The 25,747-nt window shown below is 40.2% G+C and carries 31 protein-coding genes; 8 read left to right on the forward strand and 23 right to left on the reverse strand.

Translation table 11 applies throughout. The features are described 5' to 3' along the window. Positions 1 to 52: 52 nt before the first annotated feature. The 6 genes from AC4QJR_RS23515 to AC4QJR_RS23540 form a co-directional block, all read right to left on the reverse strand. On the reverse strand, positions 53 to 1,561 hold the full coding sequence (locus tag AC4QJR_RS23515) for a leucyl aminopeptidase (protein WP_375375180.1): 1,509 nt from the start codon (positions 1,559 to 1,561) through the stop codon (positions 53 to 55). 166 nt (positions 1,562 to 1,727) lie between these two features. After that, entirely contained in the window at positions 1,728 to 2,336 is a 609-nt protein-coding gene (gene spsC, locus AC4QJR_RS23520) for a stationary phase survival protein SpsC (protein WP_098572769.1), read from the reverse strand. Positions 2,337 to 2,485: 149 nt separating this feature from the next. Further along, positions 2,486 to 2,809, reverse strand: a complete 324-nt coding sequence (locus AC4QJR_RS23525) for a YuiB family protein (RefSeq protein ID WP_098572768.1) — start codon at positions 2,807 to 2,809, stop codon at positions 2,486 to 2,488. Positions 2,810 to 2,950: 141 nt separating this feature from the next. Next, positions 2,951 to 3,076 carry a YuiA family protein gene (locus AC4QJR_RS23530; protein WP_180230041.1) on the reverse strand — a complete coding sequence of 42 codons (126 nt, stop codon included), beginning with the start codon at positions 3,074 to 3,076 and terminating at the stop codon, positions 2,951 to 2,953. Between the two features lie 157 nt (positions 3,077 to 3,233). Then, positions 3,234 to 3,671 carry an NUDIX domain-containing protein gene (locus AC4QJR_RS23535; RefSeq protein WP_496526731.1) on the reverse strand — a complete coding sequence of 146 codons (438 nt, stop codon included), beginning with the start codon at positions 3,669 to 3,671 and terminating at the stop codon, positions 3,234 to 3,236. Positions 3,672 to 3,863: 192 nt separating this feature from the next. Beyond that, positions 3,864 to 5,081, reverse strand: a complete 1,218-nt coding sequence (locus tag AC4QJR_RS23540) for an NAD(P)/FAD-dependent oxidoreductase (RefSeq protein ID WP_098572766.1) — start codon at positions 5,079 to 5,081, stop codon at positions 3,864 to 3,866. 453 nt (positions 5,082 to 5,534) lie between these two features. Between AC4QJR_RS23540 and AC4QJR_RS23545 the strand changes: the two genes are divergently transcribed. Continuing rightward, complete coding sequence (locus AC4QJR_RS23545; protein ID WP_496524371.1) at positions 5,535 to 6,533, forward strand: NAD(P)/FAD-dependent oxidoreductase; 999 nt, start codon at positions 5,535 to 5,537, stop codon at positions 6,531 to 6,533. A gap of 41 nt (positions 6,534 to 6,574) precedes the next feature. Here AC4QJR_RS23545 and erpA read toward each other — a convergent pair whose 3' ends face one another. Together erpA and AC4QJR_RS23555 are read right to left on the reverse strand one after the other, a co-directional pair. Further along, a complete protein-coding gene (gene erpA, locus AC4QJR_RS23550) occupies positions 6,575 to 6,940 on the reverse strand; it encodes an iron-sulfur cluster insertion protein ErpA (protein WP_375375183.1) in 366 nt (121 codons plus the stop codon). Positions 6,941 to 7,069: 129 nt separating this feature from the next. Continuing rightward, entirely contained in the window at positions 7,070 to 7,309 is a 240-nt protein-coding gene (locus AC4QJR_RS23555; protein ID WP_098572395.1) for a YuzB family protein, read from the reverse strand. 225 nt (positions 7,310 to 7,534) lie between these two features. Here AC4QJR_RS23555 and AC4QJR_RS23560 point away from each other — a divergent pair, with 225 nt between their 5' ends. Then, positions 7,535 to 8,602, forward strand: a complete 1,068-nt coding sequence (locus AC4QJR_RS23560; protein WP_496524372.1) for an NAD(P)/FAD-dependent oxidoreductase — start codon at positions 7,535 to 7,537, stop codon at positions 8,600 to 8,602. A gap of 87 nt (positions 8,603 to 8,689) precedes the next feature. Here AC4QJR_RS23560 and AC4QJR_RS23565 read toward each other — a convergent pair whose 3' ends face one another. Then, complete coding sequence (locus AC4QJR_RS23565) at positions 8,690 to 9,016, reverse strand: YuzD family protein (protein ID WP_496524373.1); 327 nt, start codon at positions 9,014 to 9,016, stop codon at positions 8,690 to 8,692. Between the two features lie 123 nt (positions 9,017 to 9,139). Between AC4QJR_RS23565 and AC4QJR_RS23570 the strand changes: the two genes are divergently transcribed. Then, positions 9,140 to 9,403, forward strand: a complete 264-nt coding sequence (locus tag AC4QJR_RS23570; RefSeq protein ID WP_231507843.1) for a NifU family protein — start codon at positions 9,140 to 9,142, stop codon at positions 9,401 to 9,403. A 56-nt stretch (positions 9,404 to 9,459) separates the two neighbouring features. On the opposite strand, the gene yutH is transcribed toward AC4QJR_RS23570, so the two are convergent. Further along, positions 9,460 to 10,470, reverse strand: a complete 1,011-nt coding sequence (gene yutH, locus AC4QJR_RS23575; RefSeq protein WP_098572392.1) for a spore coat putative kinase YutH — start codon at positions 10,468 to 10,470, stop codon at positions 9,460 to 9,462. Positions 10,471 to 10,667: 197 nt separating this feature from the next. Here yutH and AC4QJR_RS23580 point away from each other — a divergent pair, with 197 nt between their 5' ends. Further along, positions 10,668 to 11,180 (forward strand): phosphatidylglycerophosphatase A family protein, encoded by a 513-nt coding sequence (locus AC4QJR_RS23580; RefSeq protein WP_098572391.1) that lies wholly within the window; start codon positions 10,668 to 10,670, stop codon positions 11,178 to 11,180. 30 nt (positions 11,181 to 11,210) lie between these two features. Here the strand turns inward: AC4QJR_RS23580 and AC4QJR_RS23585 are convergent, their stop codons facing one another. Then, positions 11,211 to 11,975 (reverse strand): TIGR01457 family HAD-type hydrolase, encoded by a 765-nt coding sequence (locus AC4QJR_RS23585; RefSeq protein ID WP_496524374.1) that lies wholly within the window; start codon positions 11,973 to 11,975, stop codon positions 11,211 to 11,213. Positions 11,976 to 12,042: 67 nt separating this feature from the next. Further along, positions 12,043 to 12,480 carry a DUF86 domain-containing protein gene (locus tag AC4QJR_RS23590; protein WP_375375186.1) on the reverse strand — a complete coding sequence of 146 codons (438 nt, stop codon included), beginning with the start codon at positions 12,478 to 12,480 and terminating at the stop codon, positions 12,043 to 12,045. A gap of 231 nt (positions 12,481 to 12,711) precedes the next feature. On the opposite strand from AC4QJR_RS23590, the gene AC4QJR_RS23595 reads away from it, so the two are divergent. Both AC4QJR_RS23595 and AC4QJR_RS23600 read left to right on the forward strand, forming a co-directional pair. Then, entirely contained in the window at positions 12,712 to 12,978 is a 267-nt protein-coding gene (locus tag AC4QJR_RS23595; protein WP_098572388.1) for a DUF3055 domain-containing protein, read from the forward strand. A 56-nt stretch (positions 12,979 to 13,034) separates the two neighbouring features. Further along, complete coding sequence (locus AC4QJR_RS23600) at positions 13,035 to 13,325, forward strand: cytosolic protein (RefSeq protein WP_375375188.1); 291 nt, start codon at positions 13,035 to 13,037, stop codon at positions 13,323 to 13,325. Positions 13,326 to 13,408: 83 nt separating this feature from the next. On the opposite strand, the gene AC4QJR_RS23605 is transcribed toward AC4QJR_RS23600, so the two are convergent. Further along, positions 13,409 to 13,675: a YutD family protein gene (locus AC4QJR_RS23605; RefSeq protein WP_373561672.1), complete on the reverse strand. Its 267-nt coding sequence runs from the start codon at positions 13,673 to 13,675 to the stop codon at positions 13,409 to 13,411. Between the two features lie 124 nt (positions 13,676 to 13,799). Here AC4QJR_RS23605 and AC4QJR_RS23610 point away from each other — a divergent pair, with 124 nt between their 5' ends. After that, positions 13,800 to 14,420 carry a YhcN/YlaJ family sporulation lipoprotein gene (locus tag AC4QJR_RS23610; RefSeq protein ID WP_098572385.1) on the forward strand — a complete coding sequence of 207 codons (621 nt, stop codon included), beginning with the start codon at positions 13,800 to 13,802 and terminating at the stop codon, positions 14,418 to 14,420. Between the two features lie 111 nt (positions 14,421 to 14,531). On the opposite strand, the gene lipA is transcribed toward AC4QJR_RS23610, so the two are convergent. After that, positions 14,532 to 15,449 carry a lipoyl synthase gene (gene lipA, locus AC4QJR_RS23615; protein WP_496524375.1) on the reverse strand — a complete coding sequence of 306 codons (918 nt, stop codon included), beginning with the start codon at positions 15,447 to 15,449 and terminating at the stop codon, positions 14,532 to 14,534. A gap of 201 nt (positions 15,450 to 15,650) precedes the next feature. On the opposite strand from lipA, the gene AC4QJR_RS23620 reads away from it, so the two are divergent. After that, a complete protein-coding gene (locus tag AC4QJR_RS23620) occupies positions 15,651 to 16,649 on the forward strand; it encodes a M23 family metallopeptidase (protein WP_375375189.1) in 999 nt (332 codons plus the stop codon). Positions 16,650 to 16,670: 21 nt separating this feature from the next. On the opposite strand, the gene yunB is transcribed toward AC4QJR_RS23620, so the two are convergent. From yunB to sufD, 9 genes are all read right to left on the reverse strand, one after another. Further along, positions 16,671 to 17,462: a sporulation protein YunB gene (gene yunB, locus AC4QJR_RS23625; protein WP_098572383.1), complete on the reverse strand. Its 792-nt coding sequence runs from the start codon at positions 17,460 to 17,462 to the stop codon at positions 16,671 to 16,673. A gap of 139 nt (positions 17,463 to 17,601) precedes the next feature. Further along, positions 17,602 to 17,904, reverse strand: a complete 303-nt coding sequence (locus AC4QJR_RS23630; protein ID WP_098572382.1) for a YunC family protein — start codon at positions 17,902 to 17,904, stop codon at positions 17,602 to 17,604. Positions 17,905 to 17,968: 64 nt separating this feature from the next. Next, positions 17,969 to 19,321, reverse strand: a complete 1,353-nt coding sequence (locus AC4QJR_RS23635) for a bifunctional metallophosphatase/5'-nucleotidase (RefSeq protein ID WP_496524376.1) — start codon at positions 19,319 to 19,321, stop codon at positions 17,969 to 17,971. Between the two features lie 7 nt (positions 19,322 to 19,328). Next, complete coding sequence (locus AC4QJR_RS23640; RefSeq protein WP_496524377.1) at positions 19,329 to 20,150, reverse strand: sulfite exporter TauE/SafE family protein; 822 nt, start codon at positions 20,148 to 20,150, stop codon at positions 19,329 to 19,331. A gap of 21 nt (positions 20,151 to 20,171) precedes the next feature. Then, entirely contained in the window at positions 20,172 to 21,017 is an 846-nt protein-coding gene (locus AC4QJR_RS23645) for a DUF72 domain-containing protein (RefSeq protein ID WP_496524378.1), read from the reverse strand. A 272-nt stretch (positions 21,018 to 21,289) separates the two neighbouring features. Further along, the gene (gene sufB / locus AC4QJR_RS23650) at positions 21,290 to 22,687 is read right to left on the reverse strand and encodes a Fe-S cluster assembly protein SufB (RefSeq protein WP_098572378.1); all 1,398 of its coding nucleotides are present in this window, start codon (positions 22,685 to 22,687) and stop codon (positions 21,290 to 21,292) included. 92 nt (positions 22,688 to 22,779) lie between these two features. Next, on the reverse strand, positions 22,780 to 23,217 hold the full coding sequence (gene sufU, locus AC4QJR_RS23655) for a Fe-S cluster assembly sulfur transfer protein SufU (protein ID WP_251457970.1): 438 nt from the start codon (positions 23,215 to 23,217) through the stop codon (positions 22,780 to 22,782). Continuing rightward, on the reverse strand, positions 23,207 to 24,436 hold the full coding sequence (locus tag AC4QJR_RS23660; protein ID WP_496524379.1) for a cysteine desulfurase: 1,230 nt from the start codon (positions 24,434 to 24,436) through the stop codon (positions 23,207 to 23,209). Before AC4QJR_RS23660 ends, sufU begins: the two co-directional genes overlap by 11 nt. Further along, the gene (sufD, locus tag AC4QJR_RS23665; protein WP_496524380.1) at positions 24,436 to 25,746 is read right to left on the reverse strand and encodes a Fe-S cluster assembly protein SufD; all 1,311 of its coding nucleotides are present in this window, start codon (positions 25,744 to 25,746) and stop codon (positions 24,436 to 24,438) included. Before sufD ends, AC4QJR_RS23660 begins: the two co-directional genes overlap by 1 nt. Between the last annotated feature and the right edge of the window lies 1 nt (position 25,747).

The following is a 25,747-nucleotide window of genomic DNA, read 5'->3' on the forward strand; positions in this document are numbered from 1 at the left end:
CTCCAATAGCACAAAAAAGCCTCCAAGATGTCTCGGAGACTTTTTCAAATCATTATTTCTCGATGGGTTCAAACCGTTCTACAAATAAGGCAAGTGTCCGGGTCATCACTCCGGTTGCACCGGCAGGTCCTAAATCATGGGATTTTGCGGTGGTAGCTGTCCCCGCGATATCTAAGTGCACCCATGGTGTTCCTTCGGCAAATTCACCAATAAAAGCCCCAGCAACCAACGCATGGCCTTCACTGCCAGGGGAATTATTTAAATCGGCGACTTTACTGTTTCTTACCCGTTCAATCTCCGTTTCAAACAATGGCAGCTGCCACATTTGCTCGCCTGCTTCGAGGGAAGCTCCCAATACTTGATCATATAATGGATCATGATTAGTCATGGCCCCCGTCGTATGAAGACCAAGTGCGGTAATTACTCCTCCTGTTAAAGTTGCGACATCTACAAGATAGTCTGCACCATGCTGTTTTGCATAGGTTACCGCATCTGCTAAAACTAGCCGTCCTTCCGCATCTGTATTTAAAACCTCGATGGTCTTACCGCTCATCGATGTAATCACGTCATCAGGCTTGAAGGCATTGCCGCTAATCATATTATCCGTAGAAGGAATAACCGCGACCACATTTTGCTCAGGCTGAATCTCACCGATGATTTCCATTGCACCAAGGACTGCTGCTGCTCCGCCCATGTCAGTTTTCATCCCCACGATCCCTGATTTCGTTTTAATGGAATACCCTCCCGTATCGAAGGTTATGCCTTTTCCAATTAAGCCGATCACATCTTTCCATTCATCTTTCCCTTGATATTTAAGGACAATCATTTTAGGAGGCTCTGTTGAACCCTGATTCACGGCAAGGAATGCTCCCATTCCAAGCTTCTCTATTTCAGCTTTATCCAGGATTTCCACCTCAAAAGCATATTTACGTGCAAGTTCCCGTGCATAATTAGCCATATCTGTTGCCGTTAACATATTGCCAGGGATGTTAACGAGTGTTCGTGCCGAATTCGTTCCTTTACCAAACACATGTCCTACTGTTAACGAGGCCTGCACTTCATCCTCATCAAGGCTCTCACAATAAATCGTTAGATGAGCTAGCTTTCTCTCCGGTTCGTTCGATTTTTGCTTGTATCCTTCAAATTGATAAGTTGAGAGAGCAAATGCTTCGCTCAGCGCATGGGCAGCGTCCAAACCATCAACTTGTTCAGTTGTAAAGGAATCTAAATAAAAGGCTGCTTCTTCAAGTTTATTTGCCTTCACTTCCTTAAAGAGACTGCCGAAAGCAGATTTTAGTTTATCAAAGGTAAATTCCTTTTCCTTCCCCAGGCCAACAAACCAAATACGTTTTGAGCCGATTTTCCCTAAACTATGTACTTTATTGATTCTTTTAAACTTTGCTGAAATGTCACTTGATTTTATAAGCTCTCTTAATTGGCCATTGAATGCATCATCGAGCAATGCTAAAACTCCTGTGAATTTTTCAGGTTTATCAAAGAGTCCAATGACTAAACCTTCGTGCTCTGTTGTTAATTCTAGTTCTTTTTTAACATTAAACAAATTACTTCACCTCCAAATTATTCGTGTTTAATTATAGCGAATTACCCTATTTATTTCGAGCAACTAATTATAGTAAAAATAGGCTCTGGTAAAGTTGCCTGTCGCCTCCCGCTCCAATCAACATTTAACACAGCCTAAAAGTAAAAAACAGGCCAGCAGCCTGCTTCTATCTCTTCTCTGAACTAATATACTGCCCGCGGAAGACTTGCATCGATTTATCTTCATTTAATGATTTAAGTGTTTGCTCTGTTAGTTTTCCATTCCCTTTTTGGACCACATAAATATCGAGCTTCTTTTTGCCCCACTTATTATAAACATCCTCAACCGTTTCATAATAAAGGTCTAGCTCATTCCCTTTGATAGCCCCGCCTTTATCGGCAACAACGCCATATCCATAGCCAGGGATAAAGAGGATCGTTCCAATGGGAAATACATTAAGGTCTGCTGCAATCGTAGAAAACAAATCACGTTTTACTTTTACACCGGAGTAAGTTATCCCATATTCAGGATGGCCAACACTTTTTCCTGTTGATTCTACTCCTGCTGTATATCCAGTGGCAGTAACTGTTTGTTTTGGATATTTTGACCAATCAATTTCATTTTCCAAGGACCTTTGGGTTCCTGAAACAGGTTCAGTCGACGCAAGAACAGACGCAAATTGGTTTAAAAACATTTGTGCATTTACTCCAGAGATTGATTGGAAGGTCGCAAAGACTGCCATTAAGAAGAGACAAACCATGGCCAAACGCCTACTCCAATGTATCATTTTATTCATCAAAATTTTCACTCCTCCCAAAATATTCATTCCCAAGTTAAAGGAAAATATTCAAAAAAGGACAAGTGAAATTTTGCATGTGTGATTGCAAATCATAAAAAAGACTCTTTCCAGGGGGAAAAGTCCGTCTTCTCCCCTTGGTAAGAGTCTTAAAACATTTGGTATCCATTTTTTCGTAAAAGTTTGATCGTGAAACCTGCCGCTATCGCACCAGCTAGTCCACTTATTAAAATGAGAATATCAGCAGTGGCTAATGAAGTAAACCTGTGGCCCAATTCATTAAATGCCATTTTACTATTTGTAAAATATTCACTAAAACTCACTTTATCTACAATAAAAATGGCCACAATAGGATAAACTACAGCCATAACCCATGACATACGAAGCAGCATATTGAGAATAAACCCAATTCCAAAAAATAAAACAAAGAAAAGTAAAATCGATATGATTAAGACAACAATGCTCATTTGCATCCGAGATTCCCCCTTATACATCAACATTTAGTGTACTGAATGTCGAAAAAGGAGTCAATATAAACGAATGCATTTCTTTTATTTACAAGAAAAAAAGCTCCTCGAATAATTCGAAGAAGCACTTCAATGATACGATGAACTTTATTCTTTTTTCTTGCCAGTTCCTTCGCAGCAGCTGCAGGTTTCCGATCCCCCTAGAACTAATTGAAAATAGCCCTTCCCTGCACAATAATCACACGCTTTTGAATCCACGATTTTTACTGTCATTTCTAAATCATCTCCTTAATAATTAACTTAATTTTCTGATAATATATCAAGGATTTTCTAAAAAAGAAAGGACGAAAATCTGGCAAATTCAATCGAGAAAGCGGATACATGTCAAGTTTTCTTACAATTACTTATCGTTACTTAAATTTTCTAAAAATTACAAAAATATTTTATAAGCTGTATATCCAAACTGATCTCCTGGGTTTAAATCACCAATCGCTTGTTTCAAGAAGGTAATATCATTTCTAATTAAATATTGGAGTATGACAGAAGCATCTTTTTCATGGAATAATTCTTCTATCGCCATGAATCTCGCTTCATAAAGTTCGTTATCCTGATGACTAACCACCTGGTCACTCACCGGTTCAAGTAGAAAATGGAGCAAATTATCGCTAATTTCTCCTTTAATTACACCCGTTCTTAGACCAATTAGTCCCTTCACCCGACATTGGATTCCAGTTTCCTCCAATACTTCTCTAATAACCGCCTCATCCGCTGTTTCACCCATTTCAACAAAGCCTGCGGGCAGTGACCATTGGCCTTTTAAGCCGCCATATCGTTTTTTTACGACGAGCCATTTCCCCTCATTTGACATTACAACCCCTGCAACAGCCAACCAAACCTTGCCTCTTTTTTCACGACTACTCACCGAACTCCCCCTTTCACGATTCATTATTTTAATCATATCAAAAAGGGACAGATTTCTCTGTCCCTTTTACTAAATTTTTTCTGTGATTGAATTATTATAACAATCTAGCTGCAGCGCCAAGGCGCTCCGCTTTTCTATTTAAAATACGTTAAATTTTCCTTTTTTCAATACAAGACCAGCGCCGCCAATCATGTAAAGAGAGCGATTATCGACGACTTTTTTCATGAAGGATGCTTTTGCACCAGTTATTTTTTTACCAAAAACAACCCCGATTGCATCATCTTCACCAAGGGAACAAACAGTCCCTTTATTATCAAACGTGAAAGTTTCTAATTCAGATTTATTACGAACTAACGCAGCGATATTGCGTGCACAAACTTCCCCTTGCTGCATCGCAATTTGTGCAGTTGGTGGATATGGACGGTTGATCTCTTCATTAATCATCAATGAACTGTCACCGATCATGAAAACATCATCGAAACCAGGAACGCGAAGATCCGGCTGAACTTTGACCCGGCCTCTCATTGCTTCAAAGCCTGATTTTTCAACAATAGCATTCCCGCGAATTCCTGCGGCCCACACTACAGTACCTGCCTTGATTTCACGTGGTTCCTCTTCACCCTTAGCGACAATGATGCCTTCTTCCGTACATTCCTTAATCGCTGTTCCGATTAAGAATTCAACACCTTTTCGTTCTAATTGTGACACGGCATAATTCACTAGTTCCGGATCAAACCCTGGGAGTACTGTTGGAGCAGCCTCGACACAGATAATTTTCACTTTATGTGAATCCACATCATACTCACGACATAATTCAGGGATTCTATTTGTTAATTCCCCAAGGAATTCAATTCCCGTAAAGCCAGCGCCACCGACAACAATAGTCAAACGATTGTCATTTTTCTCTTCTTCCATATTGTATGTGGCAAATTGGTATTCAATATGTTCACGCAATTGACGAGAAGAGTTTACATTTGTGATTCCAAAAGCATATTCTTTTAATCCTTTGATCCCAAATGTTTCTGGTTCACCACCAAGGGCGATAACAAGGTAGTCATAGTTGACTTCCCCTTTTTCCAAAATAACTTTCTTGTCTTCTTTGTTAATTTCTACGACAGTATCTTGAACAAAATCCACTTTACTGCGGTCGATTACATTACGGATATCATACCGTACGCGGTCATGATGCAGTGTGCCTGCAGACGCCTCATGCAGCCATGTGGTTTCATAATGATAGTCATTTTTATTTACTAAAACAATGTCCGCTTCATTCACGCCGATTAACTTCTGTAAGCGAACTGTTGTCATTAGTCCACCGTAACCAGCACCGAGAATAACAATTTTAGGCTTTCTCAAAGTGATCACTTCCACCCTTTATTTTTTAGATAATCCCTTTTTTCTTAGTTTCCACTGCTTTGACCATTTTTATTTTGTATAATAAAAAAATGTATGTGATATAATTCACGAATAAAGTTAAAAAAAATCAATTTCCCGAAGATGTATAGGTCAAGCAAGGTAATTGCTAAGAATGCTATATTTTACTACTTGACATAAAATCGTGCTATTTATGTCACAAAAAATTAACAATCTATCCTCAATTCATCTTATGCTACTTTCACCCGATTATCAAGCGATTTTTATAAATTTTTATCTTAAGTTTTGAGGAAAATTGAATATGATATATGTTGAGAAAAATATTTTAAAAATTGTCTCAGTTGTGAATATTCCCACATAAAGATGTGAGAATATTTCGTTTTATGATAATATTATAATGAGGGAGTTTGTTACTACAGGTTGGGGGGATACGGAGTGGAAGAAAATCAAAAAGTATACGACATTACCATTATTGGCGGAGGTCCTACCGGTTTATTTACTGCTTTTTATGGTGGCATGCGACAAACTTCAGTGAAAATTATCGAGAGCTTGCCACAACTAGGCGGCCAATTGTCTGCGCTTTATCCGGAAAAATATATTTATGATGTAGCTGGTTTTCCAAAAATCCGTGCACAAGAGTTAATAAATAATCTGAAAGAACAAATGAAGAAATTCCAACCTACGGTTGCACTAGAGCAATCGGTTGAAAAGCTAGAGAAGCAGGAAGATGGTACATTTAAATTAACAACGAACAAAGAAATCCATTATTCTAAAACGATTATTATTACAGCCGGAAATGGCGCCTTCCAACCACGTCGTTTAGAACTCGAAAGTGCTGCTCAATATGAGCGTAAAAATCTTTACTACTTTATTGAGGATTTAAATCAGTTTGCAGGTCAAAAAGTAGTTGTTTTTGGCGGCGGTGATTCTGCAGTCGACTGGGCCTTAATGCTTGAGCCGATCGCTGAAGAAGTTTCAATTGTCCATCGCAGAGATAAATTCCGTGCCCACGAGCATAGTGTAGAAAACTTATATAATTCAAAAGTACATGTGAAAACACCCTATGTTCCTGCAGAATTAGTTGGGGATGTAAGTAGAATCAAACAGGTTGTTCTTGAAACCGTTAATGGGGAAGAGAAGGTTACAGTAGATGTCGATGCTGTCATTTGTAACTATGGTTTTGTTTCTTCACTTGGACCAATTAAGGAATGGGGCTTAGACATCCAAAAGAATTCGATTGTCGTTAATTCAAAAATGGAAACCAACATCCCTGGAATTTATGCAGCTGGAGACATTTGTACCTATGAAGGAAAAGTGAAATTAATTGCCTGTGGCTTTGGTGAAGCACCTACAGCGGTTAACAATGCAAAGGCCTTCATTGATCCAAAGGCAAAAATTCAGCCAATACACAGTTCTTCGATGTTCAATAAATAAGAAAAAGCGTCCCTTTGTAAGGACGCTTTTTCTTATTTACCTTAGCATTCTTCCGGAGTACCAGTAGCAGTAGCCGTTCTAAACGATGACCCACATCCGCATGATGCGATTGCATTCGGATTGTCAATAGTAAAGCCGCCGCCCATCATTGATTCTTTATAATCAATCTTGGTTCCTTGTAAAATCGCTGCACTCTCTTTATCGACTATGATTTGAATTCCATGTTGTTCAAGTTTCAAATCATCTTCATTTACTGTATGTTCAAAGCCCATCCCATAGGATAAACCGCTGCATCCACCACCTTTTACGCTAACGCGTAGCAAAGCGCCTTCTTCTTCGTTATGCTTCATCATTTCTTTAATATGGAGCGATGCCGCTTCTGTTAAAATAACCACATTATTACTCAATATGATACCCTCCCTTAATGAGGCTTTTAATTTATTATATACACGTATTGTTAACTACTCAAATTATACGATTCCTTCGTACTATCATATGAAATATATATAAATAAGGGAGCGGCAACGCTCCCTATTTTAAAACATTGGATTCTCTTCCAAATATTGATAAATATTATCGACCAATTCGTCAGGTGTTTTTCCTGTGACTACTTCCCCATTTACGAGAGCATATAACGAAGTCGCACATTTACCGCAATATCCAAGACATCCATATTCAATAATATCCAAATTGGGATCTTTTTCTAATTTCTCTAGTGCCTTTTGGGCACCATTCGCAAGATTGCTTATACAAAATTCGATGATGGGTTGAATCATTGCTTTCACCTCTCCACAACTAATTATCCTACTCCATTTCATCCACTCCGTCAAATACCATGTATACTATAACGATGTCAAGAAAATCATGAAAATTGTTGTTATTTTGTCATAATTCCGCTATACTCGTATGTGTTAAAGGAACGGATTTATTATTCTACTATTTTTTTTTGACATTTTAGGCAATTTTAAATATGAAACGGGCTATTCAAAGGGGTAATAAAAATGAAAAACCTTGTAATTCTTGGTGGCGGTTACGGCGGAATGAAGATTCTAAATGAACTTCTCCCTAACCATTTACCAGAGGACGTGACCATTACACTAGTGGACCGTGTACCTTACCACTGTTTAAAAACGGAGTATTACGCATTAGCAGCAGGAACAATTTCTGACAAAGAAGTAAGAGTTGCTTTTCCGGAGTACCCACGATTAGAAGTAGTTTATGGTGAAGTAATCGGAATTCAAACAACTGAAAAAAAGATTACATTAAAGGATGCGGAGCCTCTCGACTATGATGACCTCATCATTGGTCTGGGCTGTGAGGACAAGTATCATGATGTTCCGGGAGCTGATCAGTTTACTTACAGTATCCAGTCTATTGAAAAATCTCGACTTACCTACTCTGTCTTAAATAATCTGGGACCGGGCTCAGTTGTTGGTATCGTAGGCGCTGGTCTTAGCGGCGTGGAATTAGCAAGTGAATTAAGCGAAAGTCGTGAAGACCTAAACATCAAATTATTTGATCGGGGAAAACATATTCTCTCTGCATTCCCTGAACGTTTAAGCAAATATGTTGAAAATTGGTTTGTAAAAAACAATGTCGAAATTATTAATAACTCGAATATTACCAAAGTGGAAGAAAATGTATTATACAATCACGACCAGGCGATCCATTGTGATGTAATCGTATGGACCGCGGGAATTCAAGCCAATAAAATTGTCCGCGCTATGGACGGGGAAAAAGATGGAATGGGAAGACTAGTTATAAGCCCGCTTCACCACCTGCCCACTGATGAAAATGTTTTTATTCTTGGTGATTGCGCAAGTCTTCCCCATGCTCCTAGTGCTCAATTAGCGGAAGGTCAGGCGGAACAAATTGTTGAAGTATTAAAGAGACGTTGGAAAGGTGAAGAACCTCCAACATCATTCCCACAAATTAAATTAAAAGGGATCCTTGGTTCCCTTGGGAAAAAGCACGGATTTGGGATGATGGCAGACCGCGCCATTACTGGACGTGTCGCCCGCTTGCTTAAATCCGGGATTCTGTGGATGTATAAGTTTCATAACGGGTAATATAAAAAGCTCCAGCGCCATGAAAAGGGGGCGCTGGAGCTTGATTCAAAGAAGAAGCATTCCGTTTTGGTGGAATGCTTCTTCCAATTATATAGCTGTATATCCGTGTTTCTCTAGTTCAGAAAAAATGGTTTTTAAACGCGGGTTCCCTTCTCCAACGATTTTGTCTTTGATGACAACCACTGGATAAAATATATCCTCTTCGACCACTTTTTCTGCAAACGCGATTTTTTCACTCTCCCCAGTGGGCTGATAGATATCCACATAGGTCATTTTAAACGGTTGGTCTGGAAATTTTCTCGCTATCGCTGCCTCCAGCCATTCAAACGTTTCTTTGGAAGATGGTAAATTGACACAACTCGGGCACAACTGCTCTGCACCGTAAACAACAATTTCTACTTCTGTACTATTCATCTACTCATTCCCGCCTTTTTATTTCAGGTTAACTCATTTTTGCGATATAACCAAGAAAATGACTATAAATGTGTGTTTTCCTAATTTCTGATAATGGATTTTTCACGATGATGACATTATAATATAAGTATAGGAAGGGAGTCGATTAATTTGGCAGAACAAGAAATTTTTGAACAAGTTCAAGAAGTATTAGATAAATTACGTCCATTTCTTCTTCGCGACGGCGGAGATTGTGAATTAGTAGATGTTGAAGAAGGCATTGTCAAACTTCGCCTGTTAGGTGCATGCGGCAGCTGCCCAAGCTCAACCATCACACTGAAAGCTGGTATTGAAAGAGCTCTTTTAGAAGAAGTACCAGGAATTGTGGAAGTAGAACAGGTATTTTAATAATCAAAAAAGTGATTGCCATCCATAGGCAATCACTTTTTTAATGAAAACATGTTTTAGTAAAGCCATTCCAATAAAGGCAGGTTTAAACGCTTGATTGGAGCGTCAGTAAGTTGATAAAAACCCGCCAAAAATTGTTCATATTCTCCGGACTGGCGTAAAATTCTCATTAACTTTTCTTCTAATACCTTTTTGTCCTGTTCGGATGTGGTAATATAATAACTCTCTATACATTCAAAGTAATGGAGCGGGAAAATTAACCGGGAATACAATAATCGCCAGGAAAATGGCGACAAAGGGGCAATACTTTGATACTCTTCAAAAAAGCGCTTTAATTCCACGTCATAGGTTTGGGAATTATGAAGATATCTTTCCCTTGTCCATTCACCGATGTCCCGGCTGCGATGGTCAAATACCCAGTCAAACGGATTTTTGATCATATAATTATTGTGCGGCCCCCAAGTCTTTTGCGTAAACCGTTCATGACAAACCGTTCCGCTATCCGTTTCAAGCGGTTCATCATCAATCTCGGTATCCACTAGATATTGAATAGCGTTTTCCGTTAACCCCAAATAATAGGGGAAGGAATCAATAAACATCCGCTGAAATTCATCTTCAGGTGTTTGAAAAAGAAGACCATTCCACACCTTTTCCATCTGCTCGAGCCGTTTTTCCCATAAGGTCTTCCATTGTCCGATCCTGCTCGACCTCTCTATTTGAAAGGGGACTCTCCTGCCGCGCTCATGGAATTTTGCCAATTTCCTGCCCAATTTAACTTTTTTCTGTTCTTTCAGTTGTCGATTTGCAAGGACACAATATTTATTTTTTTCCCATTCTGTAATTAAATGCCCTTCTTTAGACGGTAAAATGGCGGGAACATTTTGATCACCATAATTGCGTAAATGCTCCGCGATTTTCTCAAGTTCGGCAATATCTTCTTCTTCCTTGCCCGCTGGTTTAGAGATTAAGTAGAGCCAGCCATTTCCTCTTAACGCATCAAACCGATCCAGTTTTACATATTCCTCGACCGTAATGCCATATTGATTTTCCAGCATTTTTTGAAGCATTTATAGTCCACCTCATTTCTTTCCCTTTTCTTACTTCATATATATGTTTTAGCTTAAGAAAACTTGTTCCTGAATAGCTTAGAAAAATGAAGGAGAATATAAGGTTTTAACCATGCTTTTTTTTAAGTTTCTTTTGCATAAGTTAGAATAATACAGTATATATATAGTGAAAATCCATAGAAAAGGTGATCAGAGGAATGGCAGACGACAAAAACGTAAATCTAACCGAAGTAACTGCACGTAGATGGCTGAATGACAGAGGCGTCAAAGTACAGGATATCGCTGATTTAGTTTTCTTTTTGCAGGAAAAATATCATGAGAACTTGAAAATGGAAGACTGTTTAGCAAATGTGGAACGCGTTCTTGCCAAACGTGAGGTTCAAAACGCAATTTTAACAGGAATACAGCTGGATGTCCTTGCTGAAAAAGGAATGCTTGAGGAGCCTCTCCAATCAATAATTGGAACAGATGAAAGTCTTTATGGTGTCGATGAAATTCTTGCCTTTTCGATTGTAAATGTATATGGTTCAATTGGTTTTACCAATTACGGATATATCGATAAATTAAAACCTGGAATATTAGCGCATTTAAATGATAAATCAACAGGCGAATGCCATACTTTTTTAGATGATATCGTCGGGGCTATTGCAGCTGCCGCATCGAGCCGACTCGCACACCGGGCTGCTAGGGCTGAGAGTGAAAAGAAATAAGCAGAAAAAGGATGGGGCTTCCCATCCTTTTTAAATCTTCCATTGATCTAAGGAATCAACGGTGTAGGTTGGCATCCGGTCGTAGCTGGAAAGCAGTTCTTTGGTCGTTACTCCTGTATGTACTAGTAATGTATCTATCCCGGCATTCATGCCTGCTAAAATATCTGTATCATAATAATCTCCGACCATCAATGTCTCTTCTTTCGGCGTTCCCAGTACCTTTAAAGCCTGTTCCATGATGATTGCTTCTGGTTTGCCAATAAAAATCGGTTTGGTTTGTGTAGAAACAGTAATAACAGATGTTAGTGAACCATTCCCTGGAACCAAGCCTCTTTCTGTAGGGATGGCGATATCTCCATTAGTGGAAATGAACGTTGCGCCATTGCGGACCGCCAAACAGGCAACCGTCAATTTTTCATAACTGATCTCCCGGTCGATTCCTACCACGACGAACTCAGCATCTTCTCCGGCAAATCGGAACCCCTTTTCTTCTATTGCTGTCCGTAACCCCTCTTCCCCAATCACGTAAATGCGGGCATCATTCTTTCGTTCATAAATATAATTGGCCGTCGCTTGGCTTGTTGTGAACACTTGCTTTTCTTCCGCCGGGATGTCAAACTGGGTCAGCTTTGCAGCAACCTGTGCAGGTGTCCTTGAGGAATTGTTTGTAACAAAAAGATAGGGTATCTGTTGATCCCGGAGTTTCTTGACAAAGTCAGATGCAGCTTCAATCCGTTCTGATCCCTTATACATTGTTCCATCTAAATCAATTAAATAACCTTTGTAATTTTTCATATGTTACACTCCCAAAAGTTTTTTCCATATAGAACAAAAAAGACCGCGCAACGGTCTTAATATATTATTATTTTTTAAACGCTGAAACCGGTCCTAACTCGGTGACAAGATATTCGCGAACATTGGCCGCAAAATTCACCAACTCATGTAAATGCTTTGTAAACGTCACTTGAAGTTCTTGATGATTGACATCTGTATAAGATTGGACAAGAATTTTCCGGTATTGAATCAGCACTTTCAAACTATTTCCCGTTTCAGATGAGATCACTTTTTCATCCATTAAAATATCAATGATGTCATCGTAACTGCCTGGGTCACGCATAATAAACCCATCAATCATTGCATTTCCGACGTCCAAAACAGACTCGATCATCATATGGTTTACACGCTCTAGCGCTGCCTTTTCAAGTGGGTTGGACCACTCTTTTTGACTTAGGAACAGTTGAATTTGCATTTCTAAAAATTTCAGTATCTCTTCAATTTTTTCTTGATCAACAAAATACATATGAGCACCTTCTCCATTTTTCTAAGTTGTTATCTTTGCAAGCGCAGACAGTCTGACATAGAACTTTCGAGAGTTCAAATTTATTGTAACATAATTTGACAGCCTTCGCGTTTTGAATCGTAAAAACTTATAAAAAATGGTGTAAAAATCTTTACTCCCCTTGATTGGTTTTATTTGTTACTATATAGAAGACGTCTAAAATTATCTAGTTTAATTAAAGGAGACCATTAAATGAAAGAACGCTTTTTCTTATACGATGATACAGAAGATACAAAAACAAGATTTGTCAGCTTCGTCGGTGAACATCAACGCTTTGATTTAGCGATTGTTCAAAGTGACCGTCATTATGGAAAGCATCTTGTTCTTGATATGCAGGGAAGCCGTTTTGCGATTATCGGGTTAGACGATTTGCAAGAGGAAGGGTATTTAGAATTCGCGTTTCAATTAAATGAGGAAGATGCTGAGGAATTAAGATCCTTTTTATTGGAATTAGTGTAAGGTTCGTCATGAATTATGCTCCCTTTGAAAATAATAGTGCTAAAGGGGGCGTAAGCATGACAGAACATAAAGAAGAAAAGTATACGGATTTATCCAATGTTGAAAAACAAAGGAACTTTCTTACAGCAGAAGAATTCCCAGAAGGTCCTTTTGGGTCTGCCATTCGTCAAGACGAACCAGTTGAGAACAAAAGCACACCATGGGAAGAAGGGCAACGGACTTACAGTGCCTTTAATTATGAAAATAAATCCCTTCATCAAAATCTTCCTCGGCAAATGGACGGGGCCCATCCAACCCATGATGACCCCGAAGCAGATCAACAGCCGCCGTATAGTGAATCCACATAGAAAAAGCGGAAGCGCTGTTGCTGGACGGTTTTCTAAGTTCAAAACCTAAACATAAAGAAGGGTCAGAAAGTTCAGCCCTTCTTTTATTTTTTCACTTTTTTCAAGACAAAATAGGCACAGCCAAAATTACAGTATTCATACAGATATTCACTTAGTGTGCTAATTTTTGTATCGAATGTAGCTTTTGGGTTTTGGTCATCGAAAAACCCCTTTAATCGGAGTTGTCCATACCCCCAATCACCCACTACATAATCATATCTTGTTAAAATATCACTAAATCTCGCTTTAAGGGCTTCTTCATTAAATCCGTTTCGGTGTTCTTGGACGATTTCATAAACGGTGTTGTTCATTATTATCAAGATATTTCACCTCTTTTACCAGCTAATTCCTACTACCCATTATAACCGATTCCCCATCAATTACTAAGAAAAAAAATCACCTTATTGGCTATTCTAAGAAAAGGAGGTGTTTACATTGAAAAAATTAGTCATCATCTTGGGATTATGCACGGTAACGGCCCTAACAGGCTGTACTAAGGATATGAGCAACCGAGATGTCTATGAAGAAAGCGGTAATACCATTAATGTCAACAATAAAAGGCATGATCTTTACAATGAAGGTGCGAGCCGTGGAATCCGTAATGTTAGTAACAACTACGGCTTTGTCCGTCATCAAAAAAGTCCACTAATGAACGATAATACGGCTAATGACCATTATTCTGCATTAGATCGTGAACAGGCGGCCAATATTATTAGTAAATTAAGTGCCGATATTCCCAATGTACATGATGTATCCACACTTGTCACTGACCAGGAAGTGTTAATTGCTTATACTACCGATTCAAAAGATCGCAATTTAACAGCGGATCAAGTGAAAAAAACAGCGATGTCTGTTGTTCCAAGGTATTACCATGTCTACGTAACAGACAATAAAGTCTTAAGGAGAGACGTAGAAAATTTGGCTAATGTAGATTCCACAAGCCGAAATGCCCGTAATCTGGTCAATGGGCTAATCACACAGATGAAAAAATCACCACAAGGGCAGCGGATAAATGCAAGTGAGGACGAAAATGGCCGAACCGCTGATGATAAATAGAAAAGCAGATGCGCCTTGTTCAGGACAGATTGGCTTATGCTCCTGAGCCCCTAGATGCTGAAGCTGGACATCAAAACAAAGAGTTCAGTCAACTTGACTGAACTCTTTGTTTTAGGCTTCTTGAGCTTTTTCTTCCCCAAGCATTTGCTTGTGTTTTGCTGCTGCGTTCACTTGCTCATCAGCATGATAGGAGGACCGGACTAGCGGGCCAGCTTCACAATGACTAAAGCCTTTACTTAATGCAATTTTCTGTAATTCTTTAAATTCATCTGGGCTATAATATTTTTCAACTTTAAGATGACTTTTGGTCGGCTGTAGGTATTGACCAATGGTCATAATATCCACGTGATTTGCTCTTAAATCATCCATCACTTCAAGAATTTCTTCCTTTGTCTCTCCTAGTCCAACCATTAGACTCGACTTTGTTGGAATATTCGGCTGCATTTCTTTGGCACGACGAAGGAATTCAAGGGAACGATCGTATTTCGCCCTGGCTCTTACTCTAGGGGTCATTCGTTTAACCGTTTCGATGTTATGATTTAAGATATCAGGTTTTGCGTCCATTAACAGACGTAAATTTTCTTCTTTCCCACCCATGTCAGACGGAAGAACTTCAATGCTTGTAAATGGATTTTTGCGGCGAATAGCGCGGACTGTTTCAGCAAAAACAGCTGCCCCTCCATCCCTAAGATCATCGCGGGCTACGGCGGTGACTACGACATGTTTTAAGTTCATCAATTGAACGGAGTCTGCCACTCTTTCTGGTTCTTGCCAATCCAACTCGGTTGGCAAACCAGTTTTAACTGCACAGAAACGACATGCACGTGTGCATGTATCACCAAGAATCATGAAGGTTGCCGTACGTCTTTCTGCCCAGCATTCATGAATATTAGGGCAGCGGGCTTCTTCACAAACTGTGTGAAGATTTTTTTCACGCATCATTTTCTTTAAGCCCGTATAAGACTCATTTGTGTTTAATTTTATTTTTAACCAATCCGGTTTTCGTAAAATCTCTTCTTTCTTACTCATTAATGACTACACCCCTTGAAGCTAGAAATAGATCCTCCTTGTCACTTTAACATACGGAAAAAATAACGACAAGCATATCGGATAATATTACTTGATGAACCGCTTTCATCAGCCCCTAAAAAGTTTACCATTTATTAACCATTATGAAATGGTTTAGAAAACATAAACTAACCTTGTACATTAATTGGAAGGAGGATTCTTGTGCGGGCTGTTCTATTATTGGGAACTTTTCTTTTTTTCCTTAGCACTTCATTGGCTGTTACGGATGTTCATGCCGCTGCAAATGAACCGAATCCATACCAAGAACGAATGAAGCTGTATAAGAAGGTAGAAACGGTTACACAAATTCCTTGGTACTATTTAGCGGCCATTGATCAATACGAAAGAAGCATCCGCCAGGTCCGCAGAGACTTACCTAAACCAGATAGTGTGATTGGCATCTATTTTCGTCCAGAAGAATGGTCTGGATTAACTAATCCAAATCCTTTGGAAGAAAACCCAGCCACAATTCAATTTTTTGATGGGAAAGGGGTAGATGGGGATGGCGATGGAAAGGCAAGTGCTAAAAATGATGAGGATGTCCTCTATGCGTTTGCAAAATATCTCCTATCCTACGGTGTCGATCATGATAATATAAAAATCGGCTTATGGAATTACTATCATCGCGATAAAACCGTAAGTATCATTGCTGGAAAAGCAAAAATATATCGGCATTTCGGCCGAATTGATTTGGATACTCAAGTCTTCCCCGTTCCCATCCGCAGCAATCACAGTTACCGGAGCACGTGGGGGTCTGCCCGTGGGTGGGGCGGCCGCAGGATACATGAAGGCACCGATATCTTTGCTGGCTACGGCGTTCCTGTTCGAGCAACTAACTATGGTATTGTTGAAATGAAAGGCTGGAATAAATTTGGCGGCTGGAGAATCGGGATTCGCGATATTAATAATACGTATCATTACTTCGCCCACTTAAGCGGTTTTGCTAAGGATTTAAAAATCGGTCAAGTGGTAGAGCCGGGAATGGTCATTGGCGGTGTAGGAAGTTCCGGTTACGGCCCTCCAGGTACCTCAGGGAAATTCCCTCCCCATTTACATTACGGGATGTACAAAGACAACGGTGTCACCGAATGGTCTTTTGATCCATACCCGCATTTAGCGAAATGGAAGCGGATGGAACGGATGAATGCACGCAAAAAATAGGACTTTCCACCGTGGATCGTCCTATTTTTTCGTATCTGATTTCTTCGTGTCTGTCTGTTTATCAGGAAGTTGAATCGATGGGGTAATACCGCCGCCGCCATTATAGAATTGCGGTACATCTCCTTGGATGAGCGATCCATCAACAGGGATACTTTGCGTCAGCTTTGTGATCTTCGTAGCAAAGGGAGTGATGATTTGGACGGAGACTTCAATATGAATTGAAACATCGACCCAGGTATTATTAATCCCCACTTCTTTCGTTTCAATTTTTACATCTGGCTCCACTTCACCAATGGCATGAAACTTGACTGGAATTTTCGGCCCGATATTTCCTAATAATGAAATATTCGTTGCTTGACCAAGCGGGACGTACCAAATAATCCCGTCTTCCTTATTCGAATTTTGCGTTTCTATTTCTACATCGGTTAACTGCTCAAGTGAGGACAGATCACCTTTTTTGGCTGCTTTCAGGTTCTTTTGAATTTGTGCGGTTGTTTCCGCTAAGACCCTGTTTATATAAACGGTATTAAGTTTGACATTTGAAGCTTTTCCATTTTCACTGGGCAAAATCACAATGACCTCATTGTCTTCTCCCGTATCAGTTGTCCGCTTTGTGATTGCCTTATTAATGACTAATGAAGCAATATTTCGGGTTTCAGAAGTAGCAATCCTCATCAAAGTAGGTTCAATCCCCTTATTTACAAGCCATAAACCAGTCGCGGTAGAGAATAGAAAAAAAATAAACGTCAATAGCATAACATAACGGAAAGGCAACGGTCCCTTTTTAGGTCGCCGTCTGCGAAACTTCGCCAAGAAAATCACCCCTTCAAGCTATATGTATGCTTTAAAAAGAGGAACTAGCCTAAAAAAGTGGCTAAAAATATTCTTAATGAATTGAGAGTTATGTCCATCCGCATTCATAGAAAAAAGCTTGCTGTCTGTAGCAAGCTTTTTAGATCATTTTTAATAATGCGTCTCTGCCAATCATGCCAGGGTGAATGCCTAATTCTTCAGCCTCGGCAGTAACAGACTCTAAGGGGGCATTCAGAAGCTGTTCAATTGTCCTTACTCCGACGGCACGGCCGGCAATTATTTTGCGATCCTTTAGTTTATCGTTTAACAACCCTACGTCTAAAGCGCCGCACATGATATACCCTTTATCATTTGAGATCGATAGCAAAGTGGTTTTCGGAAGTAAAACTGAAACACCGATAAACATATGTCCATTTATATTAATGGGTAATAGATCAACCACAGATTCCCCACACTCCTTTCCTCATTATCACATTATGATTAGAAAGGAAAAAGCGTGTTTAGGGCTATGATTGGCTTTGTAATTTCCACTTTAAAATATCGCGAAGAAATTCCGGTAAGAAATATTTCTTTTCCTTATGTGGCAGTACCTCTTTGAAAAAGTGACCAAACGTGAACATGTCAGGAAGAGCCAAACTGTAATTACGTTCATGCTCCAAATGCATCCCATTTACGAGGATGATTTCATCCTGGAAGCTAATTTGATCGTAGACAAATACCCCTAATAGGGTCCCTCTGAATCCAAGACCTTTAATCTCTCTAGTGACTAACGCTTCATTTTTTGTTTCCCGCAGGACCTTTTCTAATTCCAAACCGGTCAGTTCCACTACACAGGGATTAATAGGATGCGGGCAGATTTTTAGCAAATCGTATACCGTTACATCATCCTCTAAAGAGCCTAAGAGGAGTCCCGCATTAATCATCGCACAATCGGTTTGACACCATTCCCTTAACGCCCTGCAAAGCAGGCGAGAAAACTCCGTTTCCTGAAACAGTTCGGATTTTAGGGGAGTTTTTAAGGTGGTTACTTTTTGATTTAATAAGGATTTTCCTTTTGAAAAATATCCATCAATTAGATCCTGCTCATTGTGAACTATTGGCAGCTCCTTCCAGTCATAAAGAAGAGCTTCCTTACTTATCATCGTTTTTTCTTCGTTCAGATTGAGTGTAACTTGTCCGACATAATGCCCGTACTTTCCTGCTGCACCAAGGAGGCTATTACCTACAAACTTCCCTTTTTCAAGAAAGTGATGTGTGTGTGAACCTAAGATGACATCAATATCAGGAAATGCAGCTGCGATTGCTTCATCCTCCTGTAGTCCGAGATGGGAAAGTAAAATGATGATGTCCGATTCAGCTTTTAATCGTTCCATCCATTTTTTTAGTTCGCTGATTGGTTCAGTTACTTTCCATCCTAATAATCCATATAGATGGAAAAAGTATGCGGTAAGACCGATGACGCCTACCCTTGTTCCCTTTTTCGTTTGATATACCTTATATGGCTTTACCCAGGCAGGGCAGGCATCATTTATCTGGTAAAGGTTTGCTAATAGTACATCAAACTGTGCATGTTCATAAAGCGTATTTAAGTCGTCATAAGGAAGGTTAACACCTTCATTGTTGCCGATTGTTACCGCTGTATAATGGCTTTCATTTAAAAGGTCGATGTTACCCTTTCCCTTGGTAGCCTCTGTGAAGGGATGCCAGCGGTCAATAAAATCACCAATGTCAAAGAGAAACATGTCTTCATCCTTTTTCTGATGGTCTTCATGTTTATTTGATAAGAATTGCTTAATTCGCGGCCAATTTTCTATGTGACTGTGGACATCATTTGTATGATAAATATGTATAGTTTCCATTCTGTACCTACCCTAGAATTCCTTGATAAATTAAACGAATCCCAACAACGATGAGAATCGTTCGTAAAATTAAGACAATCGTTTTACTCTTAAGGTTAGTGTTTAAATAAACACCAATTTGGGCTCCAATCCACGCCCCAGGGACTAATGCCAGGGCGTATATCCAGTCAACATTTCCTAAGGTAATATGCGTAATCGAACTTAGTATTGAAGTTGGCAAAATCATAAACATCGATGTAGCCGTCGCCACATGGGGCGGAAAAAAGAAAATCAAAATCATCGTTGGAACCAGTAAGGAGCCGCCGCCCACCCCGAAAATCCCTGAGATAAAACCCACAACAAAAGAAATCAGAATGGCGATCACTGGATTATATCCATATTCCGAGGTATTCCCTCGATTATCGGTAAACGTGCGGACGATTCCCCTGTCCTTCTTATATGGCAATGGCTTTAATTTATCCTTTAATAATAAAATTATCGAAACAAAAATAATAAATAACCCGAAAAAGATATTGAAGGTCTTCATTTGTAACCCTTCTGTTACCCACGCACCTAAAATACTCCCAGGACCGCTTCCAATCAGAAAAATCAAGCCGCTTTTATAATCAATGGTCTTGTGTTTCATATACGCTAAGGTAGAGGAAAGTCCTGTGAAAATCATTGTAAAAAGGGAGGTTCCGACCGCAACCTGAGGGGTTATATGCCCAAATGCTGACAGGGTTGATAAATAAAGTAATGAGGGAACAACTACAATCCCGCCTCCTAAACCAATGAGCGAGCCTAAAGAGCTTCCGAGTATACCAATAAATACGATTAAGATCCATTCCATGTCATTTCTTCTCCTAACTTTTTATAGTAGGTCCAACTGGCGTGGAGCAAGCCCCTTGTATTCGAGATGCAAAAGAGCGATCATTTCCTTTGCATTATCAGCAGCATCTCCGCCAGAGTTGTTGTTAAAAAGGAGATAGATATCTTTCGAGCCTTTAGCTAATTCTTGAATGGAGTTTGCCCATTCTTCTAACTCTTGTTGGTTATAGCGGTAAAGATAACGAACCTCGCGCCAATCCACTCCGATTCGTTTTTGCCAGCCATGAAAATTACGGCCATGAAAACGGACGAGGACCTTCTCAGGAGTGGTTGACTGCAGTACCGTTGGGATGGATCCTTCTCCTGATTGTGGCTCATCGCAAATGCTATGGATCCATTTTAGTTCTCTCATAAACTCAATGGTTTTTTGACGATACTGGGGGACAAACCAGGATTGGTGTCTGAATTCTAATGCAGATGGAATATCCCCCATTTCTTGCTTGCACCATCTTAGGTATTGAACATTTTCCCTTGTACACGTGAACCAGGGTGGAAATTGAAAGAGGGTCATGGCTAATTTATTAGTGTGTATGTATGGTTCGAGCGATTCTTTGAAGGCTCTAAACATTGCTTGTTTATTCTCAAACGGAATTTCCCCGCGTAGATGTCCGGTCATTCCTTGGTAGGCTTTGACGATAAAGTGAAAGCCGGCCGGTGTTTCATTGACCCACTTTTCAGCATTTCTTTTCGGCTGAATCGCATAAAAGGCCGAATCTACTTCAACGATAGGAAAATGTCCCGCATAGGCTTTTAGCTTGTCCCGTGAGGATATCTGACCTGGATACAAGCTGTCATGATCGCCCCAGCCTGTTACGCCGATATAGATCAAAAAACTCACCTCCAACTATTAATAATAGCATAACCATTTTTGGAAGGGGGTAATTTTTAAAAGGTGGTTGGGTTGGTCGCATAGTGTGGGTGGCGACAGTATTGGTGTGCTATCCGACAGTATTGTGACGTCATCCGACAGTAAAGTCCCGTCATCCGCCAGTAAAGTCCCGCTATCCGACAGTAAAGTCCAGCTATCCGACAGTAACCCCAATCACCGGCGCCAAAAACCCGCCTGCCATCCTCGGCAAGCGGGTTTTTTTATAAAACCTATTATCCAATAGAACCTTCCATCTCGAACTTAATGAGACGGTTCATTTCAACGGCGTATTCCATTGGCAATTCTTTTGTAAACGGCTCGATAAAGCCCATAACGATCATTTCTGTTGCTTCCTGTTCTGAAATACCACGGCTCATCAAGTAGAAGAGCTGCTCTTCAGATACCTTCGAAACTTTCGCTTCATGCTCAAGTGAAATGTTATCGTTTAAGATTTCATTGTAAGGAATCGTATCTGATGTTGACTTATTATCCATGATTAAGGTATCACATTCGATATTAGAACGGGCACCGTCTGCCTTACGACCGAAGTGAACGATACCGCGGTAGGTTACTTTACCGCCATGCTTAGAAATGGACTTCGAAACAATCGTTGATGATGTATTTGGTGCTAAATGAATCATTTTTGCACCAGCATCTTGGTGCTGACCTTTACCAGCAATTGCGATAGAAAGTGTCATACCACGTGCGCCTTCACCTTTTAAAATAACGGCCGGATACTTCATCGTTAATTTCGAACCGATGTTACCATCAATCCATTCCATTGTCGCATTTGCTTCACATACTGCACGCTTAGTAACAAGGTTGAAGACGTTGTTCGCCCAGTTTTGAATCGTTGTATAACGGCAGTAAGCATCCTTTTTAATCACAATCTCAACGACGGCACTGTGCAGGGAGTTGGTTGTATAAACTGGTGCTGTACAACCCTCAACGTAATGCACATGTGCGCCTTCATCAACAATGATTAACGTACGTTCAAATTGACCCATGTTTTCCGAGTTAATTCGGAAATAAGCCTGTAACGGCGTATCCACTTTCACACCTGGTGGTACATAGATGAAAGAGCCGCCAGACCAAACAGCCGAGTTAAGAGCTGCGAACTTGTTATCTGTTGGCGGAATTACTTTTGCCCAGTGTTCGCGGAAAATATCTTCATTCTCCCTTAAAGCTGAATCTGTATCTTTAAAGACGATACCTAGATCTTCAAGTTCTTCCTTCATATTGTGATAAACTACTTCAGATTCATATTGAGCAGATACCCCAGCAAGGTACTTTTGCTCCGCTTCAGGAATTCCTAGTTTATCGAAAGTAGCCTTGATTTCTTCAGGTACTTCATCCCAAGACTTCTCAGACTTCTCAGATGGCTTAACATAATAGGTAATCTCATCAAAGTTTAACGCATTTAAATCGCCGCCCCATTGTGGCATTGGCATTTTGTAAAAATGCTCAAGCGACTTCAAACGGAAGTCTAACATCCATTGTGGTTCATTCTTTAATTTAGAAATTTCTTCTACGATTTCAGATGTTAAACCACGCTTAGATCGGAATATGGAAACGTCTTTATCGGCAAAACCATATTTATAATCACCGATTTCCGGCATTTTTTTCGCCATCGTCGTGTTCCTCCATTCTTAGAAAAGCGGAAACGCCTTTTTTTCAGGCGCTGAGGCTGAACATGCCCTCTCCCAACCGCATTTTCTTCATTTTATTCTTTTTCCTCGTTTTTCAATCCCTTTTCCATGGCTTTCCACGCTAATGTCGCACATTTAATGCGGGCAGGGAATTTAGCTACCCCTTGAAGTGCCTCGATATCACCTAAATCGATATCTTCGTCATACTCTTTGCCTTGCATCATGTCAGAAAAGATTGTTGAGAGTTTTAACGCTTCTTCAATCGTTTTCCCTTTAATCGCCTGGGTCATCATTGAAGCGGATGACATGGAAATCGAACAGCCTTCGCCTTCTTGCTTTGCGTCAACCACGATTCCATCAACCACTTTAAGGGTCAATTGAATCCGGTCCCCACATGTGGGGTTATTCATATTAATCGTCAGACTGCCATCCTCTAAAACGCCACGGTTACGTGGATTTTTATAATGGTCCATAATCACCCGACGGTAAAGATTATCTAAATTAGAAGACATCGCTGAAATACTCCTTTGTTTTAACAAGTCCTTCAACAAGTTTATCTATATCATCTTCTGTGTTGTATAGGTAAAAGCTTGCACGTGCTGTTGCGGAGGCTTTTAGCCATCTCATTAGCGGCTGGGCACAATGATGTCCAGCACGAACCGCAATTCCTTCTGCATCTAGAACAGTTGCCACATCATGTGGATGAACATCACTGATATTAAAGGTGACTAGTCCTGCCCGCTTCGCTGGGTCAAGTGGACCATAAATAGTCATACCTTCTACAGTTGCCATTTTTTCTAACGCATAGGCCGCAAGTTTATGTTCATGTTCGGCAATTTGGTCTAAACCCACTTCATTTAAAAAGTCGATGGCAGCGCCAAGACCAACGGCCCCAGCAATGATTGGTGTACCGCCTTCGAACTTCCATGGCAGTTCTTTCCATGTTGATTCGTACAATTGAACGAAATCAATCATTTCGCCGCCGAACTCGATGGGTTCCATGTTTTCAAGCAGATGTTTTTTTCCATAAAGGACACCAATGCCGGTCGGACCGCACATTTTATGTCCAGAAAAAGCAAGAAAATCACAATCTAAATCTTGAACATCAATTTTCATATGCGGCGCACTTTGCGCCCCGTCAACAACCATAATTGCTCCGTTTTCATGGGCAATTTGCGCTATCTCTTTGACTGGATTAATGACGCCAAGGACATTGGATACTTGCATAACAGAAACGACTTTCGTGTTTGAAGTAATCGTTGCACGAACATCATCAAGTGAAATGGTTCCATCTTCTTGTAATGGAATGTATTTCAACTGAGCACCGGTCCGTCTTGCCACTTGCTGCCACGGAATGATATTACTGTGGTGCTCCATATACGTAATGACGATTTCATCGCCTGCTTTTAATTTCGCCGCCGCATAGCTTGCAGCTACGGTATTAAGAGAGGTTGTTGTTCCTCTTGTAAAAATCACTTCTTGAGTAGACTTGGCATTGATAAACTTACGGACCTTTTCCCTTGCCCCTTCGTAAGCATCCGTTGCTCTTGTTCCTAGTGTATGCACACCACGATGGACATTGGAATTAATTTCACGATAATATTTTTCAACCGCCTCGATTACTTGGATGGGTTTTTGAGATGTTGCCGAACTATCCAAGTATACTAATGGCTTCCCATTGACTTCTTGATCTAAGATTGGAAATTGTGCGCGAATATCCCTGATATTCATTAGCGTACTTTCCTTTCAATTACTTCAGTTAACTGTTTCTTTACTCCTTCAATCGGTAACTGGTTAACGACAGGGGCTAAGAATCCATGAATGACTAAGCGTTCTGCTTCTTCTTTACGAATTCCGCGGCTCATTAAGTAGTAAAGTTGAACAGGATCCACACGACCTACAGATGCTGCGTGGCCAGCTACGACATCATCTTCATCAATTAAAAGAATCGGGTTAGCGTCGCCGCGTGCTTTTTCACTTAGCATCAGAACACGGGAAGTTTGCTCTGCATCTGATTTAGATGCACCATGCTCAATTTTACCAATTCCATTAAAAATCGAGGTAGCACTATCCTTAGCAACACCATGATTCAAGATATTTCCGACGGTATGTTTTCCGAAGTGTACAACCTTTGTGGTAAAGTTCTGTGTTTGGTCACCACGTCCGACAACAACCGTTTTTGTATCACCTGACGAACCGTCGCCAAGAAGGTTCGTTGTATTTTCTGAAATGGTATTTCCTTCATTCATTAAACCAAGGGCCCATTCAATTTTAGAGTCTCTGCCAGCAACGCCTCGGCGATTTACATACGTAGTAATCCCTTTAGCTAAAGTATCAACAGCACCATAACGTACGCTTGCGTTAACATTCGCAATGACTTCCGTCAAAATATTAACTAGTGCATTAGAAGTTTCCACGGTGGAAATGTAGTTTTCAACATATGTCACCGCACTATTATCCTCCGCCACAACAATTACATGGTTAAATAAATTCGCCTCGGCATCATCCTGCACAAACACCGCCTGAATCGGTTCAGAAACTTCTACATTTTTCGGAATGTATAAGAAAACTCCTCCGTTTACCAGTGCCGCATTTAGGGCAGTTAAGCGATGTTCATCGGCATTGATGGCCTGAGTAAGATAATACTTTTTCAGGACGTCACCATGTTCCTTCGCAGCGGTAAAGATATCAGTAAAAATAACACCTTGGCTTTTTAGCTCTTCAGATAAAGATAAAAAAGCTGGAGTTTGATTTCGTTGAATATATAAATTTTTATTTTCGGCTTCCATATCAATTAATGCTTTTACCTCTTCTGGTAATTCAGAAAGCGAAGTGATGGGAGCACTTGTTACCGTATGTTGAGTGAACTGGGTGAAGTTCCATTTATCAATCTTTGTTTTATCAGGTCTTGGCATTGGAAGCTGCTCAAAATCAGCTAATGCTTTAAGACGGAGCTCCTCGAACCAAGCCGGCTCGCTCGTTTCTTTTGAAAAAGAGCGGACATTTTCCTGATCAAATGATAATTTGATTTCTGTTGTCATT

This window comes from Neobacillus sp. BP17 (genome assembly GCF_059579525.1).

What these genes read in the sequence shown, in the direction of transcription:
- spsC (WP_098572769.1), bottom strand. Translation starts at nt 2,336, where the DNA reads ATGAATAAAATGATACATTGGAGTAGGCGTTTGGCCATGGTTTGTCTC.
- AC4QJR_RS23525 (WP_098572768.1), bottom strand. Translation starts at nt 2,809, where the DNA reads ATGCAAATGAGCATTGTTGTCTTAATCATATCGATTTTACTTTTCTTT.
- AC4QJR_RS23530 (WP_180230041.1), bottom strand. Translation starts at nt 3,076, where the DNA reads ATGACAGTAAAAATCGTGGATTCAAAAGCGTGTGATTATTGTGCAGGG.
- AC4QJR_RS23535 (WP_496526731.1), bottom strand. Translation starts at nt 3,671, where the DNA reads ATGTCAAATGAGGGGAAATGGCTCGTCGTAAAAAAACGATATGGCGGC.
- AC4QJR_RS23555 (WP_098572395.1), bottom strand. Translation starts at nt 7,309, where the DNA reads ATGATTCAACCCATCATCGAATTTTGTATAAGCAATCTTGCGAATGGT.
- AC4QJR_RS23560 (WP_496524372.1), top strand. Translation starts at nt 7,535, where the DNA reads ATGAAAAACCTTGTAATTCTTGGTGGCGGTTACGGCGGAATGAAGATT.
- AC4QJR_RS23565 (WP_496524373.1), bottom strand. Translation starts at nt 9,016, where the DNA reads ATGAATAGTACAGAAGTAGAAATTGTTGTTTACGGTGCAGAGCAGTTG.
- yutH (WP_098572392.1), bottom strand. Translation starts at nt 10,470, where the DNA reads ATGCTTCAAAAAATGCTGGAAAATCAATATGGCATTACGGTCGAGGAA.
- AC4QJR_RS23580 (WP_098572391.1), top strand. Translation starts at nt 10,668, where the DNA reads ATGGCAGACGACAAAAACGTAAATCTAACCGAAGTAACTGCACGTAGA.
- AC4QJR_RS23585 (WP_496524374.1), bottom strand. Translation starts at nt 11,975, where the DNA reads ATGAAAAATTACAAAGGTTATTTAATTGATTTAGATGGAACAATGTAT.
- AC4QJR_RS23590 (WP_375375186.1), bottom strand. Translation starts at nt 12,480, where the DNA reads ATGTATTTTGTTGATCAAGAAAAAATTGAAGAGATACTGAAATTTTTA.
- AC4QJR_RS23595 (WP_098572388.1), top strand. Translation starts at nt 12,712, where the DNA reads ATGAAAGAACGCTTTTTCTTATACGATGATACAGAAGATACAAAAACA.
- AC4QJR_RS23600 (WP_375375188.1), top strand. Translation starts at nt 13,035, where the DNA reads ATGACAGAACATAAAGAAGAAAAGTATACGGATTTATCCAATGTTGAA.
- AC4QJR_RS23605 (WP_373561672.1), bottom strand. Translation starts at nt 13,675, where the DNA reads ATGAACAACACCGTTTATGAAATCGTCCAAGAACACCGAAACGGATTT.
- lipA (WP_496524375.1), bottom strand. Translation starts at nt 15,449, where the DNA reads ATGAGTAAGAAAGAAGAGATTTTACGAAAACCGGATTGGTTAAAAATA.
- AC4QJR_RS23635 (WP_496524376.1), bottom strand. Translation starts at nt 19,321, where the DNA reads ATGGAAACTATACATATTTATCATACAAATGATGTCCACAGTCACATA.
- AC4QJR_RS23640 (WP_496524377.1), bottom strand. Translation starts at nt 20,150, where the DNA reads ATGGAATGGATCTTAATCGTATTTATTGGTATACTCGGAAGCTCTTTA.
- sufB (WP_098572378.1), bottom strand. Translation starts at nt 22,687, where the DNA reads ATGGCGAAAAAAATGCCGGAAATCGGTGATTATAAATATGGTTTTGCC.
- sufU (WP_251457970.1), bottom strand. Translation starts at nt 23,217, where the DNA reads ATGTCTTCTAATTTAGATAATCTTTACCGTCGGGTGATTATGGACCAT.
- AC4QJR_RS23660 (WP_496524379.1), bottom strand. Translation starts at nt 24,436, where the DNA reads ATGAATATCAGGGATATTCGCGCACAATTTCCAATCTTAGATCAAGAA.
- sufD (WP_496524380.1), bottom strand. Translation starts at nt 25,746, where the DNA reads ATGACAACAGAAATCAAATTATCATTTGATCAGGAAAATGTCCGCTCT.